The organism is Paenibacillus sp. Soil724D2 (assembly GCF_001427935.1).
In the GTDB taxonomy this organism is placed as follows: Bacteria; Bacillota; Bacilli; order Paenibacillales; family NBRC-103111; genus Paenibacillus_E.
Window position 1 is genome coordinate 338,644 of sequence record NZ_LMRY01000059.1, and the last position, 14,824, is coordinate 353,467.

Genomic DNA, 14,824 nt, shown 5'->3' on the forward strand with positions numbered 1-14,824 from the left:
GCTAGTCCTTTTCTTCACAATGAACCCACTGAGACATACCAGGCATTACATTCTTAATTTTATTAAACCCTCGCTCCGTTAGCATATGGCATGCCATATCACTACGATTCCCGGTACGACATACAACGTAATATTCATTATTTGGATCAAGCTGCGTCATCTTCACTTCGAGTTCCCCTAAAGGGACTGATATAGCCCCAGGAATCCGTCCGAAAGCATATTCTGCTGGCTCTCTTACATCAAGTATATTGAGTTTCTCTCTGGCTTCTACTCTTGCTTGTATCTCATCATTCGTTGCGGTATGAGGAAACTTCATCTCCGCTTTTGTTCCGGATGCTTCAGCTTTGCGAATGAAATGACGGTAGATGCCATTTTCCTCCTTTAACCCAATGTATTGGTGTCCAGTGCGACTTGCCCAGCCCTTTAGGTCTGCCATCGAGCCTTTATCAGTCGCACGAACCTCCAATACTTCGCCAGGATTCATATCATCTATTGCTTTTTTTGTCCGAACCACCGGAAGTGGACAAGCAAGTCCTTCGCACTCCAGCGTGCGATCTACATGCAATGCAGTCATAAGTTAAAGACCTCCATTATTCTTTATTTGTATTGATTTATTTCCCGTACTCCACTTCGCCAGACCATTCGGACATGCCACCAGTCATATTCGTAACGTGATAACCCATAGAAGATAAATAATCACAAGCCATTCCGCTTCGATTACCGCTGCGGCAAACAATGATCGTTTCTTGTTTTGGCTTTATTTCGTTAAGTGCTCGAGCGATCTGGCTAAGAGGAATATGTTTAGCGCCGTATATATGTCCAGATTCCCATTCGTCGTGATCCCGGACATCAAGGATGGTTACATTCTCTTTCTGTTTGATTCGCTCTAGAACTTCGTGTGGCAATAGCTCTTTATAAGTTTTATCAGGCATTTTGATTCCTCCATATAATCATTTTGTTTTGTCATCATGAATGGCACAACGGTTTGGTCCAATTTCCATTTCTCGCTGTTCCTCAGTTGTCGGACTTATTTTCCCCATGTTCGTTTGGCGTATTTCCTGATAGGCATTCGGTTGTGGTGGCAGATACTCAGAAACGGTGCGTCTGAATTCGGATTCGTCGTGTATGTTTAAACCAGGATTTTCTTTAAACAAATCGCCAAGACGTGCAGCTACTTGCCCTCTATCACCTAATTCCGCAATTGTCCCAAAGTGGGCAGGAAGCACGATTAGATCTTCAGACAGCTGCTTATATCGCTCATACAATGTCGTTCTGAGGTCAGTGACCCAATCTTCTGCTTTCCCAGCCAAATCAGGACGGCCAATCGACTTCACAAATAAAATATCCCCGGAAAGCAAATATTGATCATCAATCATGAGTGATGTGCTTCCAATCGTGTGACCAGGAGAATAAATCGGCTGGATATTGATTTCTGTTTGGCCAACGATAAGTTGGCTGCTTTCTTCAAGCTTTTCATAGTGGAACACAACCTCTGTAGCATCCTTAGGCGGAAGCCAGTAAGACCCCCCCGTATTCTCAGCTAACTGCCGGCCGCCTGAGATATGATCGGCATGAAGGTGAGTATCCACGGTATGTTTGATGACGGCATGATTTTCTTTGGCAAAATCCTCAAACACCTTGGTGAACCGTACAGCATCAATAACCGCAGCTTCTCCGTTAGAAATCACCATGTAAGATAGACATCCTTTGCCTAACCGCACAAATTGATACAGGGTGCCCCCATCTTTCAAGTCTGCAATTTTCACAGGCTCAAGATGCTCACTCCAAGATTTCATACCATCAATTAAATAAGAAATGTTTTGTTTTCCGCTTTCGACCAGCTGTTCAGCTACGAACTTCGATGATCCCTCTTTCGCGCAAACAACTAAAACCTCCTGGTCATCCGAAATTTGATCAAGAATTTCATCTACGCCATCAAGAAGTTCGAAATAAGGCACGTTGATAATACGGACATTCTCACCTTCTATTTTCCAATCGTTGAAGTCACTTTCATTCCGAACATCTAAAATAAAAATAGGCGTTTGGTTCAAAACCTTTTTTGCTAGCTTTGAAGCATTCATTCCATGTACCTGTTTATCATTCATGTATAGTTCCCTCCGAGAGTAAAAGTCAGTTGATTCTAAAGTAAAATAGAATACCAAATTTTAAAGACAGTTGCCGTTATCAAAGCAGACAGAATCCATTGAAGAATCTTCGTGTTGATTTTCTTACTGAGCTTAGCTCCAATCGGTGATGCAATTGTACTTGCAACGACAAGTACGATAGATGGAACCATAAGCATATGCCCTCCTAATAGCTTTCCGGTCGTAGAGCCAATGGAGGATATAAAAGTTATAGCTAAGGATGAAGCGATAGCAACCCTCGTTGGGATCTTAAGAACCACTAACATTACCGGTACCGTTATGAAGGCACCCGCCGCGCCTACGATCCCTGATACCGTCCCGATGATTAAAGCTAAAATAACCGCTAGTGGTTTATTAAATGTAACTTTACTTACGTCTTGGGCATCTTGTCCTTGCTTAGGTAAAAACATCATAATTGCAGCAATCAGCGCCAAAATGGCATAAAAGGAATTGATAGCTGAACTTGGTAACGTGTTGGACACATAGCTCCCTATGAAGCTGCCAACGATAATTGAAGTTCCCATGTAGAGCACTAAGCTTTTATTTAGAAATCCTCCTTTTCGAAACACGAGCATCCCCATTAAACTTGCGAAAAGCACTTGAATTGCACTGATTGCAGATACTTCCTGCGCGGTAAAAGCCGTAAATCCTAAAGCCACTGGTATAAATAACAACATCGGATAGTTAATAATGGAACCGCCAATTCCCACCATTCCTGAAATAAACGAGCCCAAAAATCCAATTATGAAAATAGTTATGATCCATGTTAAATCCATAAGGCGCTGCCTTTCCATATTACATATTAAAAGCCGATTATATACCCATGGGGGTATATAAAATTGCAAAAAAAATTCTCTTACCTCATACCTATTAGTTCGGAAATTTTTACACCACCTTTACAAATCATCGTCATTACTTATACCCGTATGGGTATATTGCTACTATAAACAAGATTTTCATTTTCGTCAACTCCTGAAATTACAAACTCATTTGATTGATTGTTTGACTTAGAAAAGGACAATATATTCAGTGTGTGCTGTGAATACAACAGCATTCATACTTTTTGTCTATGGCTGTTTTTTATCAACTATCCTTTGGAGGTTTTATTATGCAGTGTAACGTTGGGAAAACGGAGCAAGTTATAAGAATTACAATTGGATCCGCTATTGTTCTCGCTGGGGTGTATTACAAAAGTTGGTGGGGCTTAATTGGATTAGCGCCAATTGTTACAGGAACAACTCGTTACTGTCCGATGAACGCGGTTTTGGGAATATCGAATTGCATGGCTAATAGTAAGTCATGAAATTCGATATCAAATTGTTAAAAAACTGAAGGAAAGCTCAGAATCTGAGTTTTTCTTCAGTTTCTAATTTTACAGGACCAAGATACAAATTTAAGTTTAATTATCACTAAAACTATGTCGATCAAGCCTGCCCCTGTCTTTCTGAAAATAGCTATGCATAAAGAACTCTATGATGCCAAAAACCAATGCAACTATCGCCACAGTCGTAAAGTTTATGGACCAATGAAAAAAGAATTTCTCGACCAACCAAAAGAAAACAAAGGCTAGTCCTACATCTGCTAAGGTAGCAACCCCATTGTTGGTAACTCTTAAAAACAATTGATCAATTGCAACATATGACATAAGAGAAAAAGTATAAGTTGCAAAGAACGCCTCGATGAGTGTGGCTTGCGTTAAATACATCAATATAGGGATTAAAAAAACTCCATTTAACAGTAACTTCAAAAACAGTTTCCCAAGCATTCGCAGCATTTTCTTTCCTTCTTTCACACAGAATGTAATTCTGTATCTTAATATGGCTTTTTCTCGGCAGGAATATTAAATGGTAATTACACCCAATGGATTATGTCTCCCTCTCCAAACAAAAAAACCAAGCGAGACTGGCGTCATCGCTTGGTTTAACTTTCTTAACTACTCACAGCTACTGTTCCTTTGACCGCTAGTTGAAGCTGCTCCAAACTCGTAATTCCCAAACTAATGAGCGCTTCTCCCGCTTCCATGTGGACATTCGCTAGCATATGCATACTTGTATTGGGGACAAGTGATTTTCGGAATTCATGAAACAAGACTGCGTTGTACGTTTTAAGAACTGTCATGAATTCTACCGTTGGAGGGATAAATGAACGGATTTCGGAAGCTTTCCAGAAAAAGTCCCTCACTAACATAATATCTGCACCCGTACGCGTCAATTTTCGAATCATTGCAAAGAATTCATCAATCAATATCTGTTTATCCGGCCTCATGTGACCATCCTCCAGTTTAACGTCTTCTCGATCAAAACCGTCTACTTGAAGGATATCACGAATAGTACTTTTGATCTACCTATATAGTTTAATATACCTACGTTTATTGAAATTTTTTCTCTTTTGGCAGCAACTTATGCCTGTAAGAGAGAAACAAGTCCAGTACAAAAAACACCACACCCAAATTAATGGCTAAGTCAGCCAAATTCATCACACCATGGCCAGAGCGAAACACGATGAAGTCGGTCACTTTGCCAAATAATAATCGTTCGATTCCATTCCCGATAGCACCGCCTACGAAAAATGCGGCACCACACTCTTTGAAGAATCCTTCAAAGCTTCCTTTTTTCCGGTAATACAAAATAACGGCAATAATCACAACAGCAAGAATTCCTAAATAACGAGCTGAGCCCTGCAGCGAACTACCTGCTGCTCCACTATTTTGATAATGCGTAAACGAAATGATGTCTTTATAAAACGGCATAGATTCGCCTACTTTTAGGATAGACCGAATCCATACCTTCGTAATTTGATCCACGGCTGTCACGACCAATATGATGAGATAAAATAACATTAGACGCCTCCTCCAGCAAATATCACTTCATAGATCTATTTTACATGATGACACCGCTCGACTGCGAATGTTGCAACAGCACTTACAAAAAGCAAACACAAATAACTACCCAGACTCAGTCTGTGATAGCTATTTGCTCCCTCTTTTACCATCCTATCAGGCCAAGGACAGAAGTGTTTTTAGCAGCTCTCCCGGAGAGTTTACCAAGTAATCAGGCTTTCCACTGAGCAGTAAATGCTGAGAATCATAGCCCCATGTAACAGCAACTATGGGAACGCCTAGTTTCCTGCAAGCCTCGATATCCCTTAATTCATCTCCAACATAGATCATCCGCGAGGGAGGAGTCCCCCATTGTTTCATCACTTTGCGAATGGAATGATGCTTGCCAAATATATGCTTAGCCGAAATGATTTCCTTGAATGCGCCATCCAGCTTATTATTTTTAAGAATCTGACGAATATTTACTTCGGAATTGGAAGAGAGTATGGAGCTTTTCATCCCTTGTGAGGAAATTCTGGCAATAACCTCTTTCATCCCAGGTACAATGTGCAGTGTACGAATATTGTTTTGATAGAGCTGTCTTCCAGCCGTTACTAGCTTGGGAATTTGGAGTACCGGAACACCTAAGCGATCCACCCGCTCAGAGATCGAAAGTGATCTCAGAAGCGCGAGATCTTGATCTCGAATCCTGCGAAATTGATACTGCACGGCCATTTCATTATAAAGCTTAACAAGCAATGCTCTAGAATCGACCAGTGTCCCATCAAAATCAAAGAGAATGTGTTTTACCATTCTGTTGTATATAGAAATAAAGCCGGACCCTCGGGCGGCACTTGTCGGATTTGATTATGAATAAACTCCTCAAGCGGGTCTAGAGCGATATGCGGATTGCTAACGACACGTACATCTTCCCATACACAGGATACACCCGTTCCATGTTCATCAGCATCACCGGCAAACATTTTACATCCAGTGCAAAATTGCTCTTTCTGTTGATCGTCAAGCTTCACAATTTTATTACGAAGACAGCAGTAAATTTCATTCTCTGTATTACATACATTAACATGGGTGATTAGAGCCATTGACTGTCAACTCCTTGCGGCACTTTTTGTGTGTAATAGTAAGTTTATAGCGCTACTATTAAGTGTATGACAGTTTTTTGTAAACGGAATAAAATTTTTTATCTAATAAACTGCCTAAATTTGTTACAATAAGAAAAAACTACGATTCTCTTGGAGGAACTCTCATGCAAAACTGGATGCATTATGCCATCCCATTCCTATTTATTGGTTTTTTTATTTATCGAAGAGCGAAGCGAACCATTGGTTTTCAAAAGCTATCCCGAGGCAGACTTAAATTCCGACTCACTCTCTTTAGTATCCTCGGAGCCGTCATCTTCCTGCTTGGCTTTGTCCACCCCATCCATTTCATTGGCTATATCATCGGCCTAGCGGCAGGTATCGCACTCGGACTCACCGCGATTCGCCACACCCTTTTCGAACATCGTCCAGACGGATGGTACTATCGCACTCATTTATGGGTCGAAATTACGGTTCTGGTGCTATTTCTTGGCCGAATCGTCTATCGCTTGGCCTTTATCAACCTTTCAACAAACTCAGCAAACATGAATCCAGTAGATCCAGCTCAATTTACCAAAGATCCCCTGACTGCAGGTGTCTTCTTCATCATCGTGTCTTACTACATCTTATTTTTCAGCTATCTACTTCGCGAAGAGGCGAAATTGAGTTCAGCACCTTTAGTCTCAGATGATTCAAGTGATCTTGTGAGTTCACAGGCAAACGTTAATGTGGTTAAGTAAACTACATCAACAAAAACAAAGAGCAGTCCAAAACTAGAGAATATAGTTTTAGACTGCTCTTTATGATTGAACTCGTTATCAGTAATTTGACCCTTTAAGGATACCAGTATAAATAAAATTGTATGAACACTGGGCTAATTGGAATAATAAGGACTTAACATAAACAAAGGAGTTCGAAATCCCTTGGTTGCGATTTTATACTCGGTTTTATGGTTGCTAGCAGCTATTCGGTTTGCGGACCGAAATTGGGAGAAGTACTACCCAACACTCCTCTTTGCTGCGTTGTGTAATGGTCTTTATGAGTTGATCTGTTATCAATATCAACTTTGGCAAATGGAGCCGAATGGTCTTCCAGTTGCCACGATTCCGATCTTATTGCTTATTCTGATAGGCATGCCTGTATCGACCTGGGTATACCTATCGAACTACCCGCGAAATCGCAAACTCCTTTCCCAGGCTTATTACATCATCTTTTTCACTGGCATTTTTGTTTTGCTTGAATTTGTATCTGTGAAATGTGGATCAATAACGTATCATAACGGATGGAACCTGCTTTGGTCATCTCTTTTCGATATATTCATGTTTATCATGCTGCGTATTCATTATCGCAAACCGTTATTCGGTTTGCTCATGTCGGTACCCTATACCGGATTATTGATGATTATTTTTCATGTCGGTTTTGATAAAATGAAATGAACCTCGCCCTCCCTCCGGTCTTAAGATTCCATAAAAACAAAATAAGCTCTCACCCAAAAGGTGAAGAGCTTATTTTCATTGTTGTGTTAAATATTCAGCGCAGCTTGCTTCGAAGAGCTGACACCTTTGAATCTAATAAAACTAATGATCCGCCAAGTCGCGATGTAGCCAAAGGTCACCAGATTGCACATAAAGCTAAGTGTGCTTGGATCGATTGATTTAATAGTCGCAATCGCGAGGAAACGCAGTGCAAAGATCACGATCAGCAGTACAAAGACCGTTTTGTTACGCTTAATAAACGTGCTGCCATTGTCTCGAACTTCAAAGCTGGTCGTCAAGATAAGCGGAATCGATACAATCATACCAATCAACAAAGCAACGATGACTTGCTCTTCACGGATATGCAGCGATGGATCGAACAATTGCATAAGCGAAGTAGAAATGTATAGGATAGGCAACAGTAACGTTACACCTGATTTTTTTAGCGGCTTACGCATGCCACTTAATTGTCCACGCAAGATAAAAAAGAAAATCAAAGCCGAAATCATCATCGATACAGTTGAATTCATAGTAATGAACACTCCCTTAAAGGATTTTATAGTCTTATTATCACCTTTTAGAGAGTGTTTCAAAAGTGAATCAAGTCACCGGATCAAGGTGACAATTGTCATATTCGTATAAGTCGACCTTAGGAGCTCATACCATTCTGAATTTTTTATTGTTCATAATTTCTTCTATGACCTGTTCCAAATCTTTTACGCTTTTTTTACTTGTATCGATGGATCGGAGTTTCATTGATGGTCATGATATTGGTTCATCAGATCCATCATTTTGGCTGCGGCATCATCGGAGAAGCATAGCTTGAGATTCGCATCCGATACCTCGGCAGATTTTGACGAATATGCGTACATTTTTTCCTCGTAGGCTTCAACTGCTTTATTCACATCGCCATGCTGAACGATGGACAACGCCAGCTCCGCGGCATCCAGCATCGCCAAGTTCACACCTTCTCCGGCGAAAGGAGACATCAGATGCGCAGCATCACCGATCAGTGTGACACCCGGTTTGTGGACCCACTTGAGACCGACAGGCAGCATATAGATGCGTCTCGGGAGCATAGGGCCATCAGCGGATCGGATATAATTCGTAAGCGACTCATCCCAATCTCTAAAATGTTGCAGCATCTGCCGTTTCACTTCCTCAGGCTGATCGAACGGAATGTTATCCAGCCAATCTCGGTCAATTTGAAACGCCAAATACACACAGATGCGGCCGTCTCCATTCAACTGTCCTAATATGCCCTTATGATCCGCAAGGGCAAACAGTTTTCCGCGTCTGTTAATAGCAGTGATTTCTGGATGAGCGATAGCGGCATTTTCCAAGTAGAACTCTACCATGCTGAGTCCGGTATATACAGGTACAGAATTCGTAAGAAGCGGACGAATGCGCGAGAAGGCGCCATCGGCAGCTACGACAAGATCGACGATATCCACATGCCCATTCTCAAAGTGAAGTTCATGCATGCCATTTTCCAAAGGGATCGCTTGGATCAAATTGTGCCCCCAGTGAACGCAATCAGAGTCAACGGAGTTTAATAGCAGCTCGCGCAGCATTCCGCGATCTATCTCGGGACGTTCTCCTTCATTGGGCTCAGCCACATCATCCAGATAGACTTTGCCAGTTTTATCAAGAAGCCGAAAGTCTTGTCCTTCAAACCGGGCGAGCGCTTCAAATTGTTCAAATAAGCCCGCCTCATTTAGTGCCCATTGTCCGGAATCTTGATGAATGTCTAATGAACCACCTTGCTGGCGACTGGCGGAGGATAGTTCGCGTTCATAGACGACTGTTTTTACGCCATGCCGCTGCAGGATCCGGGCCAACGTCAACCCTCCCGGACCTGCCCCTACGATTGCGATGCGTTGTTGTTCCTTTGCTTTTGCTATTGTCATGATTATCAACACCTCGGAGTTAAAGTTTTTTTCAACTGCCGATAGCATACGATGACTTTATGAACTGGATATATACTGAATATTAATGCTCATTATTTAAGCAACGAATCATTTTCTGTGATGAAGTATCTAGGTTTAATTGCCATATATCTGATGCGGTACATATGGATCTTCTAGGCTCATAATTTCTTTTGAATCTAACTTCACCGACAACGCAGCAACTGCATCCTCCAGATGATTAAGCTTTGTTGCACCAACGATCGGCGCCGTTACCTGCTCCTTTTGCAGTACCCACGCAAGCGCGACTTGCGCACGAGGAATGCCCCGCTTAGCGGCAACTTCGGCAACTCTTTCCACGATCTTGCGGTCGGCGTCTACCATTGCTGCAACTAGCCTTTGTCCGGCTTCGTCTATCTCTGAACGGGCACTCTTTTCATCCCAATCTCGGGTTAACCGACCTTTAGCAAGCGGACTCCATGGAATGACACCGATTCCCTCTGAGCGGCAAAGCGGCAGCATCTCCCTTTCTTCTTCCCTATACAGTAAATTCAATAAATTCTGCATGGAGATAAACCGGGTCCAACCGTTGCGTTCGGCGACATGCTGCGCCTTCAAGAACTGCCAAGCATACATCGAGGATGCTCCTATATACCTTGCCTTGCCTGCCTTTACTACGTCATGGAGTGCCTCCATCGTCTCTTCTATAGGCGTAGTGTTATCGAAGCGGTGGATCTGGTATAAATCGACGTAATCCGTACCTAACCGTCTTAGGCTGTTATCAATTTCGCTCATGATTGCCTTGCGGGAAAGTCCCGCACCATTCGGACCCGGACGCATGCGGAAGTATACTTTGGTCGCAATGACGACCTCATCACGACGGGCGAATTCCTTCAATGCACGTCCGACAATTTCCTCGCTTGTTCCGTCAGAGTATACATTCGCAGTATCGAAGAAGTTAATGCCTAATTCTAACGCCTTTTTAATGAATGGTCTGCTTTCCTCTTCATTCAGCGACCATGGAGCGATTCCGCGTTCGGGTACCCCATAACTCATACAACCAAGGCATATTCGTGAAACGTCCAAACCGGTGCGGCCAAGTTTTACATACTCCATATAATCGATACACTCCTAAGTTTTATTATTTTTTTCACTAGTAAAAGAATGCAAGCCGCAGCGGAGCAGCGTTAATTGGTTTCCGAGGGAAGAGAACCGGTGTTCAGAGGACGAAGCCCTTTGTTTTTCAACAAACGTTTTACAAAGAAAGTAAACAGCAACAAGGAAAATGAGACCGACACAGCGCTGACCGTAAACACTAGCTGGTAGCTCGTATACTGGGAGACCCAGCCTAGCATGATCGCACCTAGCCCGATGCCAAGGTCGGTAGAAGTCAAGAGAGAAGCCGTGGCAACCCCTTTACGGTCCGGGTGCGCAAGACGTATCGTTGCCGCTTGAAGAGCCGGATTCACGGAACCAAAACCGATACCGTACAGAACGGCCGAAATGAGCACGCCGAACAATCCGGTCGATAAGCTCAAGGTAATCAAAGCTGAAATCGTAATCACAAGAGCCGGTACAATGACAACCGTCTCGCCGTGCCGGTCCGAAAGTTTTCCCGCAACGGGACGGATCAGGGCAAGCGTTGCGGCATAGGCCAGAAAGAACGCGCCGGGATTGACCTTGATCGAATTAGCGAACAGTGGGACAAAGGTGGTAATGCCGCCATAAGCGAAAGCATGAAAAAAGCCCGATGCCGTGACTGGCAAGACCGATTTTTCAAAAAAATCGATTCTCCTTGTGCCAGATTTCGGCCGGAGAGGCATTTTTGCACCAAACGTCAAGAGCAGCGCTGCGGCAGATAGGAGGACGGCGAATAGAAACAGAGCATGGTACGACAGGTTCTGTGTAACCCAGATGCCGAGTATCGGGCCGACCGCCATAGCCATGGTCGTGGCCGTGCCAAACCACCCCAAGCCTTCTCCGCGGCGGGCCGATGGGATCATATCGGCAATCGCCGTGTAAACGGCGGTTGTGGAAACCGCCCAGCTCATCCCGTGTAATATTCTGAGCCCCATCAAAACGACGATTCCGCCGATCCAGTCATACATATACATCGCTAAGGTGAAGAGAAGCAGCCCCCAGATGATAAAGGGACGCCTGCCAAACCGATCCAGCAGCACACCGACGATCGGGCGAAAAATAACGGCAGACAACATAAACGAGCCCGCCGCCAGACCGACCTGCGCTTCGTTGCCGCCCATCTGTTTGATGAACAGCGGCAGCGTCGGATACAGCGAATAAAATCCTGTGAATAGGAAAAACATTCCTACCGTCATGAGAATAAACGGCCTCGTCCAAATACGTTCCACCTTCATTCCTCCTCAAGTTCTATCAAGAACTCTTGTGTGTTAAATGGCGTAACCTAATTATGCAATAAATGAAAAAAAGACCGTTATCCCATTTGTCTTAAATGATTGCCTAATCCTCTCACTATCACTAACGCTTCAGACGTATATGCTTTATAATTGAAAAAGATAAAAAAACTACGAGGAGGAGCTTATGTCTGAGGAAATAATAAAACAGCAGAATGAGCTTGCCAAACTGATTGAGCGCCACTCAGGACAGGACGGAGTTTACCTGACAGCTATCCCATCTTTATTTTTTATTCACAACTCTAAAGTGACCGAGCCCGTCTACAGAGTTTACAAGCCTTCCTTATGTTTTATAGCTCAAGGTTCGAAAGAGATATTGCTGGCACAGGAGCGTTTTGAATATGGTCCTGCCGACTACCTTATTTCATCCATGAACTTGCCGGTGATCGGCCAGGTCATAAAAGCCTCTCTTGACGTTCCGTATTTGAGTTTCAAACTTGAATTTACACAAAGTCAAATTTTAGAGGTTTTAAATAACTCTGAAATTCAAATCACCCCGAAAGAAAATGCTAAGCGAGCTATGTTTGTCGGTCAGATAGAAGTACCTATACTAGATGCGATACTCAGATTAGCTCGTTTGCTAGACAATCCTAAAGACATTCCGTTCCTTGCTCCCGTCTACACAAGGGAAATTCTATATAGGCTTCTGCAAGGGCAGTATGGAGTTGCGCTTGCACAAATCGCAATGGAAGGAAGCAGCACCTATCGAATCAGGGACGCTATCGAACAAATTATCAATGACTGTAATAAGCCTTTGCGAATTGAAGAGCTTGCAGAAATAGCTAATATGAGTATTTCTTCATTTCACAGACACTTCAAAGAGGTAACAGCTATGAGCCCAATTCAGTTTCAAAAACAACTGCGATTGCAGGAAGCTCGGCGCCTATTATTATCCGAGTCAGGGGATGCCGCTGATGTCGCATTCCGGGTAGGCTATGAAAGTGCATCCCAATTCAGCCGCGAATATTCTCGTATGTTTGGTTCTCCTCCCAGAGCAGACATAAAGCGTCTGAAGGAAAAATATGACCGAGGACTAAACGTAAGATGATCCAAACGGCCCTACGATGTAATGATCATTTCTTACGTTTTCCATCTTGATCGCTGTAACGTATACTTTTAATAAAAAATCAAAACAAGGTGTGATGACATGTCTCCCCGCACAAAGAAACAGAACGAGTTTATTCGTGAGCAACGTAAGCAAGAGATTTTACATGCGGCCGTTCACGTCTATGTGGCAAAGGGCTATTCGGCTACGACATTGAGCGATGTTGCAGATCAGGCGGGTCTTGCACATGGTCTGGTATATTACTACTTCAAGAATAAAAAGATGCTTTTTCGGGAGCTTTACGAAAACATGATGGACCAGTCCCTTCACTACACAACCGTGTATTTTGAACAGGATTCGCCCGTACTCGCGCAATTCAAAAACTATGCCATGCTCATCTGTGAACGTGTGATCAAGGATCCACAGACCCAGCGTTTTTATATGCGAATCAGCCTGGATCTGCATCATCTGTATGAGCCCGGAGAATTGTCGCCCTTTGAATGGATGAAGAGCTTTATCAAGCCAATGGTTCAAGCGATTGACAAAGGAATTGGGCATGGTGTCATCCGTCAGGGAGACGTGAATCTTATGGCCATGCAATATTGGGGAGCTATTTCCCAAGGAATGAGTTATCTGGATCAGATGCTTCAAGATCTTGCCGCTCAGGGCTTGAAGGAGACGGAAATTAACAGCCTAATGGGGGAAAAATTCCAACAGATCGCCGAATCGGCAATTTCGTTATTCAAGCCAGATTAAATATACAATCTATGGTTGACTGAGTTCTCAATCAAAAATATAATGAGCTCAAGGAGTGTGATCATTTGCCAACGATTTACAAGGAGATTTTGATTGATGCCTCGCCGGAGCAGGTATGGGACGCGGTGAGCGACGTAGGTGCTGTCCATCATCGACTGGTACCCGGCTATACCGAGGGTACCCTTATGGACGGTCACGAAAGAACACTCATCCTGCCGAATGGCGGCATGGTACGCGAGTTCATCGTATCCGTTGATGAAAAGGAACGTCGAATGGCTTACGCGGTACAAGAAGGACGAATGCCGCTGCTGCATCATCATGCATCCTTCCAAGTCTTTCCCCATGGCGAAAGAGGCGCCAAGCTCGTCTGGATAACCGATTTCCTTCCCGAGCATCTCACTGCTGAGATTCAAGCACGTGTAAATCGCGGAGCAGAGGTTATGAAAGCGACCATCGAAGCAGAAACAAAGGGAGGAATTTGATGCGAATTCTGGTCATTGCAGCTCATCCGAACGTTGAACAATCACGTGTAAATAAACGCTGGTTGGCGGAATTGCGCGGATATCCCGATCAAATTACAGTTCAAGAACTATATAAGGCATACCCCGATTATGAAATCAACGTGGAGAATGAACAAGACCTCATCGCAAGGCACGACCGCATCGTATTTCAATTTCCAATCCAGTGGTACAGTATGCCGTCTTTACTCAAGCAATGGCTCGATGACGTGTTTACGACCTCCTGGCTTTTCGGAGCCGGCGGTAAAGCTGTTGCGGGGAAAGAACTAGTCCTTGCCATGTCGATTGGAGGCGATGAATCGTCCTACCAGTCGGGTGGCTTGATTGGTTATACAATCAGCGAACTGATCCGACCCTTTCAAGCGTTTGCCAATCAAATCGGCATGACTTTCCTACCACATTATAAATTTTATGATGCGGTCAAGGCGAAGGATGACCAAATCGAAAATAGTGCCTTACTTTATGTGAAACACATCTCCTCTCCCGATCTCAGCCCCATGATCGTTCGAAAACGTATGCTCGACGAAATGAGTAAGGCTAGTTCAAATCCCTTATGATTTTCGAGTCTATCTTAAATTTAAAAAGCGCGATGCTAAAGTGACATCGCGCTTTTTATGCTGTTTCTACAT

General features: G+C 43.5%; 20 protein-coding genes. 7 read left to right on the forward strand and 13 right to left on the reverse strand.

Annotated features, from left to right (window positions below):
• Position 1 precedes the first annotated feature (1 nt).
• Genes ASG85_RS35050 through ASG85_RS35065 form a run of 4 tightly spaced genes read right to left on the reverse strand, consistent with a single transcriptional unit; the run spans position 2 to position 2,920 of the window.
• Positions 2 to 574, reverse strand: coding sequence for a sulfurtransferase TusA family protein (locus ASG85_RS35050; RefSeq protein WP_060649312.1), 573 nt, complete (start codon positions 572 to 574; stop codon positions 2 to 4).
• A 37-nt stretch (positions 575 to 611) separates the two neighbouring features.
• On the reverse strand, positions 612 to 932 hold the full coding sequence (locus ASG85_RS35055) for a rhodanese-like domain-containing protein (RefSeq protein WP_060649313.1): 321 nt from the start codon (positions 930 to 932) through the stop codon (positions 612 to 614).
• 18 nt (positions 933 to 950) lie between these two features.
• Positions 951 to 2,081 (reverse strand): MBL fold metallo-hydrolase, encoded by a 1,131-nt coding sequence (locus ASG85_RS35060; RefSeq protein ID WP_414858808.1) that lies wholly within the window; start codon positions 2,079 to 2,081, stop codon positions 951 to 953.
• Positions 2,082 to 2,140: 59 nt separating this feature from the next.
• Positions 2,141 to 2,920 (reverse strand): sulfite exporter TauE/SafE family protein, encoded by a 780-nt coding sequence (locus ASG85_RS35065; RefSeq protein WP_060649315.1) that lies wholly within the window; start codon positions 2,918 to 2,920, stop codon positions 2,141 to 2,143.
• A 332-nt stretch (positions 2,921 to 3,252) separates the two neighbouring features.
• On the opposite strand from ASG85_RS35065, the gene ASG85_RS35070 reads away from it, so the two are divergent.
• Positions 3,253 to 3,447: a DUF2892 domain-containing protein gene (locus ASG85_RS35070; RefSeq protein ID WP_063860470.1), complete on the forward strand. Its 195-nt coding sequence runs from the start codon at positions 3,253 to 3,255 to the stop codon at positions 3,445 to 3,447.
• A 96-nt stretch (positions 3,448 to 3,543) separates the two neighbouring features.
• Here ASG85_RS35070 and ASG85_RS35075 read toward each other — a convergent pair whose 3' ends face one another.
• From ASG85_RS35075 to ASG85_RS35095, 5 genes are all read right to left on the reverse strand, one after another.
• Positions 3,544 to 3,918: a DUF2512 family protein gene (locus tag ASG85_RS35075; RefSeq protein ID WP_060649316.1), complete on the reverse strand. Its 375-nt coding sequence runs from the start codon at positions 3,916 to 3,918 to the stop codon at positions 3,544 to 3,546.
• Between the two features lie 155 nt (positions 3,919 to 4,073).
• Positions 4,074 to 4,409, reverse strand: coding sequence for a hypothetical protein (locus ASG85_RS35080; RefSeq protein ID WP_060649317.1), 336 nt, complete (start codon positions 4,407 to 4,409; stop codon positions 4,074 to 4,076).
• Between the two features lie 103 nt (positions 4,410 to 4,512).
• The gene (gene lspA, locus ASG85_RS35085) at positions 4,513 to 4,983 is read right to left on the reverse strand and encodes a signal peptidase II (protein WP_057307890.1); all 471 of its coding nucleotides are present in this window, start codon (positions 4,981 to 4,983) and stop codon (positions 4,513 to 4,515) included.
• 156 nt (positions 4,984 to 5,139) lie between these two features.
• The gene (locus tag ASG85_RS35090; protein ID WP_057307891.1) at positions 5,140 to 5,775 is read right to left on the reverse strand and encodes an HAD hydrolase-like protein; all 636 of its coding nucleotides are present in this window, start codon (positions 5,773 to 5,775) and stop codon (positions 5,140 to 5,142) included.
• Complete coding sequence (locus ASG85_RS35095) at positions 5,769 to 6,065, reverse strand: hypothetical protein (protein ID WP_057307892.1); 297 nt, start codon at positions 6,063 to 6,065, stop codon at positions 5,769 to 5,771. Before ASG85_RS35095 ends, ASG85_RS35090 begins: the two co-directional genes overlap by 7 nt.
• A gap of 164 nt (positions 6,066 to 6,229) precedes the next feature.
• Between ASG85_RS35095 and ASG85_RS35100 the strand changes: the two genes are divergently transcribed.
• Both ASG85_RS35100 and ASG85_RS35105 read left to right on the forward strand, forming a co-directional pair.
• Positions 6,230 to 6,802 (forward strand): hypothetical protein, encoded by a 573-nt coding sequence (locus ASG85_RS35100; RefSeq protein ID WP_057307893.1) that lies wholly within the window; start codon positions 6,230 to 6,232, stop codon positions 6,800 to 6,802.
• 183 nt (positions 6,803 to 6,985) lie between these two features.
• Positions 6,986 to 7,498, forward strand: coding sequence for a CBO0543 family protein (locus tag ASG85_RS35105; RefSeq protein ID WP_057307894.1), 513 nt, complete (start codon positions 6,986 to 6,988; stop codon positions 7,496 to 7,498).
• 86 nt (positions 7,499 to 7,584) lie between these two features.
• On the opposite strand, the gene ASG85_RS35110 is transcribed toward ASG85_RS35105, so the two are convergent.
• From ASG85_RS35110 to ASG85_RS35125, 4 genes are all read right to left on the reverse strand, one after another.
• Positions 7,585 to 8,067 (reverse strand): CcdC protein domain-containing protein, encoded by a 483-nt coding sequence (locus ASG85_RS35110; protein ID WP_057307895.1) that lies wholly within the window; start codon positions 8,065 to 8,067, stop codon positions 7,585 to 7,587.
• Between the two features lie 222 nt (positions 8,068 to 8,289).
• Complete coding sequence (locus tag ASG85_RS35115) at positions 8,290 to 9,447, reverse strand: FAD-dependent oxidoreductase (RefSeq protein WP_060649318.1); 1,158 nt, start codon at positions 9,445 to 9,447, stop codon at positions 8,290 to 8,292.
• A 135-nt stretch (positions 9,448 to 9,582) separates the two neighbouring features.
• Complete coding sequence (locus ASG85_RS35120; protein ID WP_057307897.1) at positions 9,583 to 10,560, reverse strand: aldo/keto reductase; 978 nt, start codon at positions 10,558 to 10,560, stop codon at positions 9,583 to 9,585.
• Between the two features lie 71 nt (positions 10,561 to 10,631).
• Positions 10,632 to 11,813, reverse strand: coding sequence for an MFS transporter (locus ASG85_RS35125; RefSeq protein WP_060649319.1), 1,182 nt, complete (start codon positions 11,811 to 11,813; stop codon positions 10,632 to 10,634).
• Between the two features lie 190 nt (positions 11,814 to 12,003).
• Here ASG85_RS35125 and ASG85_RS35130 point away from each other — a divergent pair, with 190 nt between their 5' ends.
• The 4 genes from ASG85_RS35130 (at position 12,004) to ASG85_RS35145 (ending at position 14,752) form a co-directional block, all read left to right on the forward strand.
• A complete protein-coding gene (locus ASG85_RS35130; protein ID WP_057307898.1) occupies positions 12,004 to 12,924 on the forward strand; it encodes an AraC family transcriptional regulator in 921 nt (306 codons plus the stop codon).
• A gap of 99 nt (positions 12,925 to 13,023) precedes the next feature.
• Positions 13,024 to 13,677, forward strand: a complete 654-nt coding sequence (locus ASG85_RS35135) for a TetR/AcrR family transcriptional regulator (RefSeq protein WP_082562675.1) — start codon at positions 13,024 to 13,026, stop codon at positions 13,675 to 13,677.
• A 65-nt stretch (positions 13,678 to 13,742) separates the two neighbouring features.
• Positions 13,743 to 14,159 (forward strand): SRPBCC family protein, encoded by a 417-nt coding sequence (locus ASG85_RS35140; protein ID WP_057307900.1) that lies wholly within the window; start codon positions 13,743 to 13,745, stop codon positions 14,157 to 14,159.
• Positions 14,159 to 14,752 carry an NAD(P)H-dependent oxidoreductase gene (locus tag ASG85_RS35145; RefSeq protein WP_057307901.1) on the forward strand — a complete coding sequence of 198 codons (594 nt, stop codon included), beginning with the start codon at positions 14,159 to 14,161 and terminating at the stop codon, positions 14,750 to 14,752. The genes ASG85_RS35140 and ASG85_RS35145 overlap by 1 nt, the downstream gene beginning before the upstream one ends.
• The last annotated feature ends 72 nt before the right edge of the window (positions 14,753 to 14,824 follow it).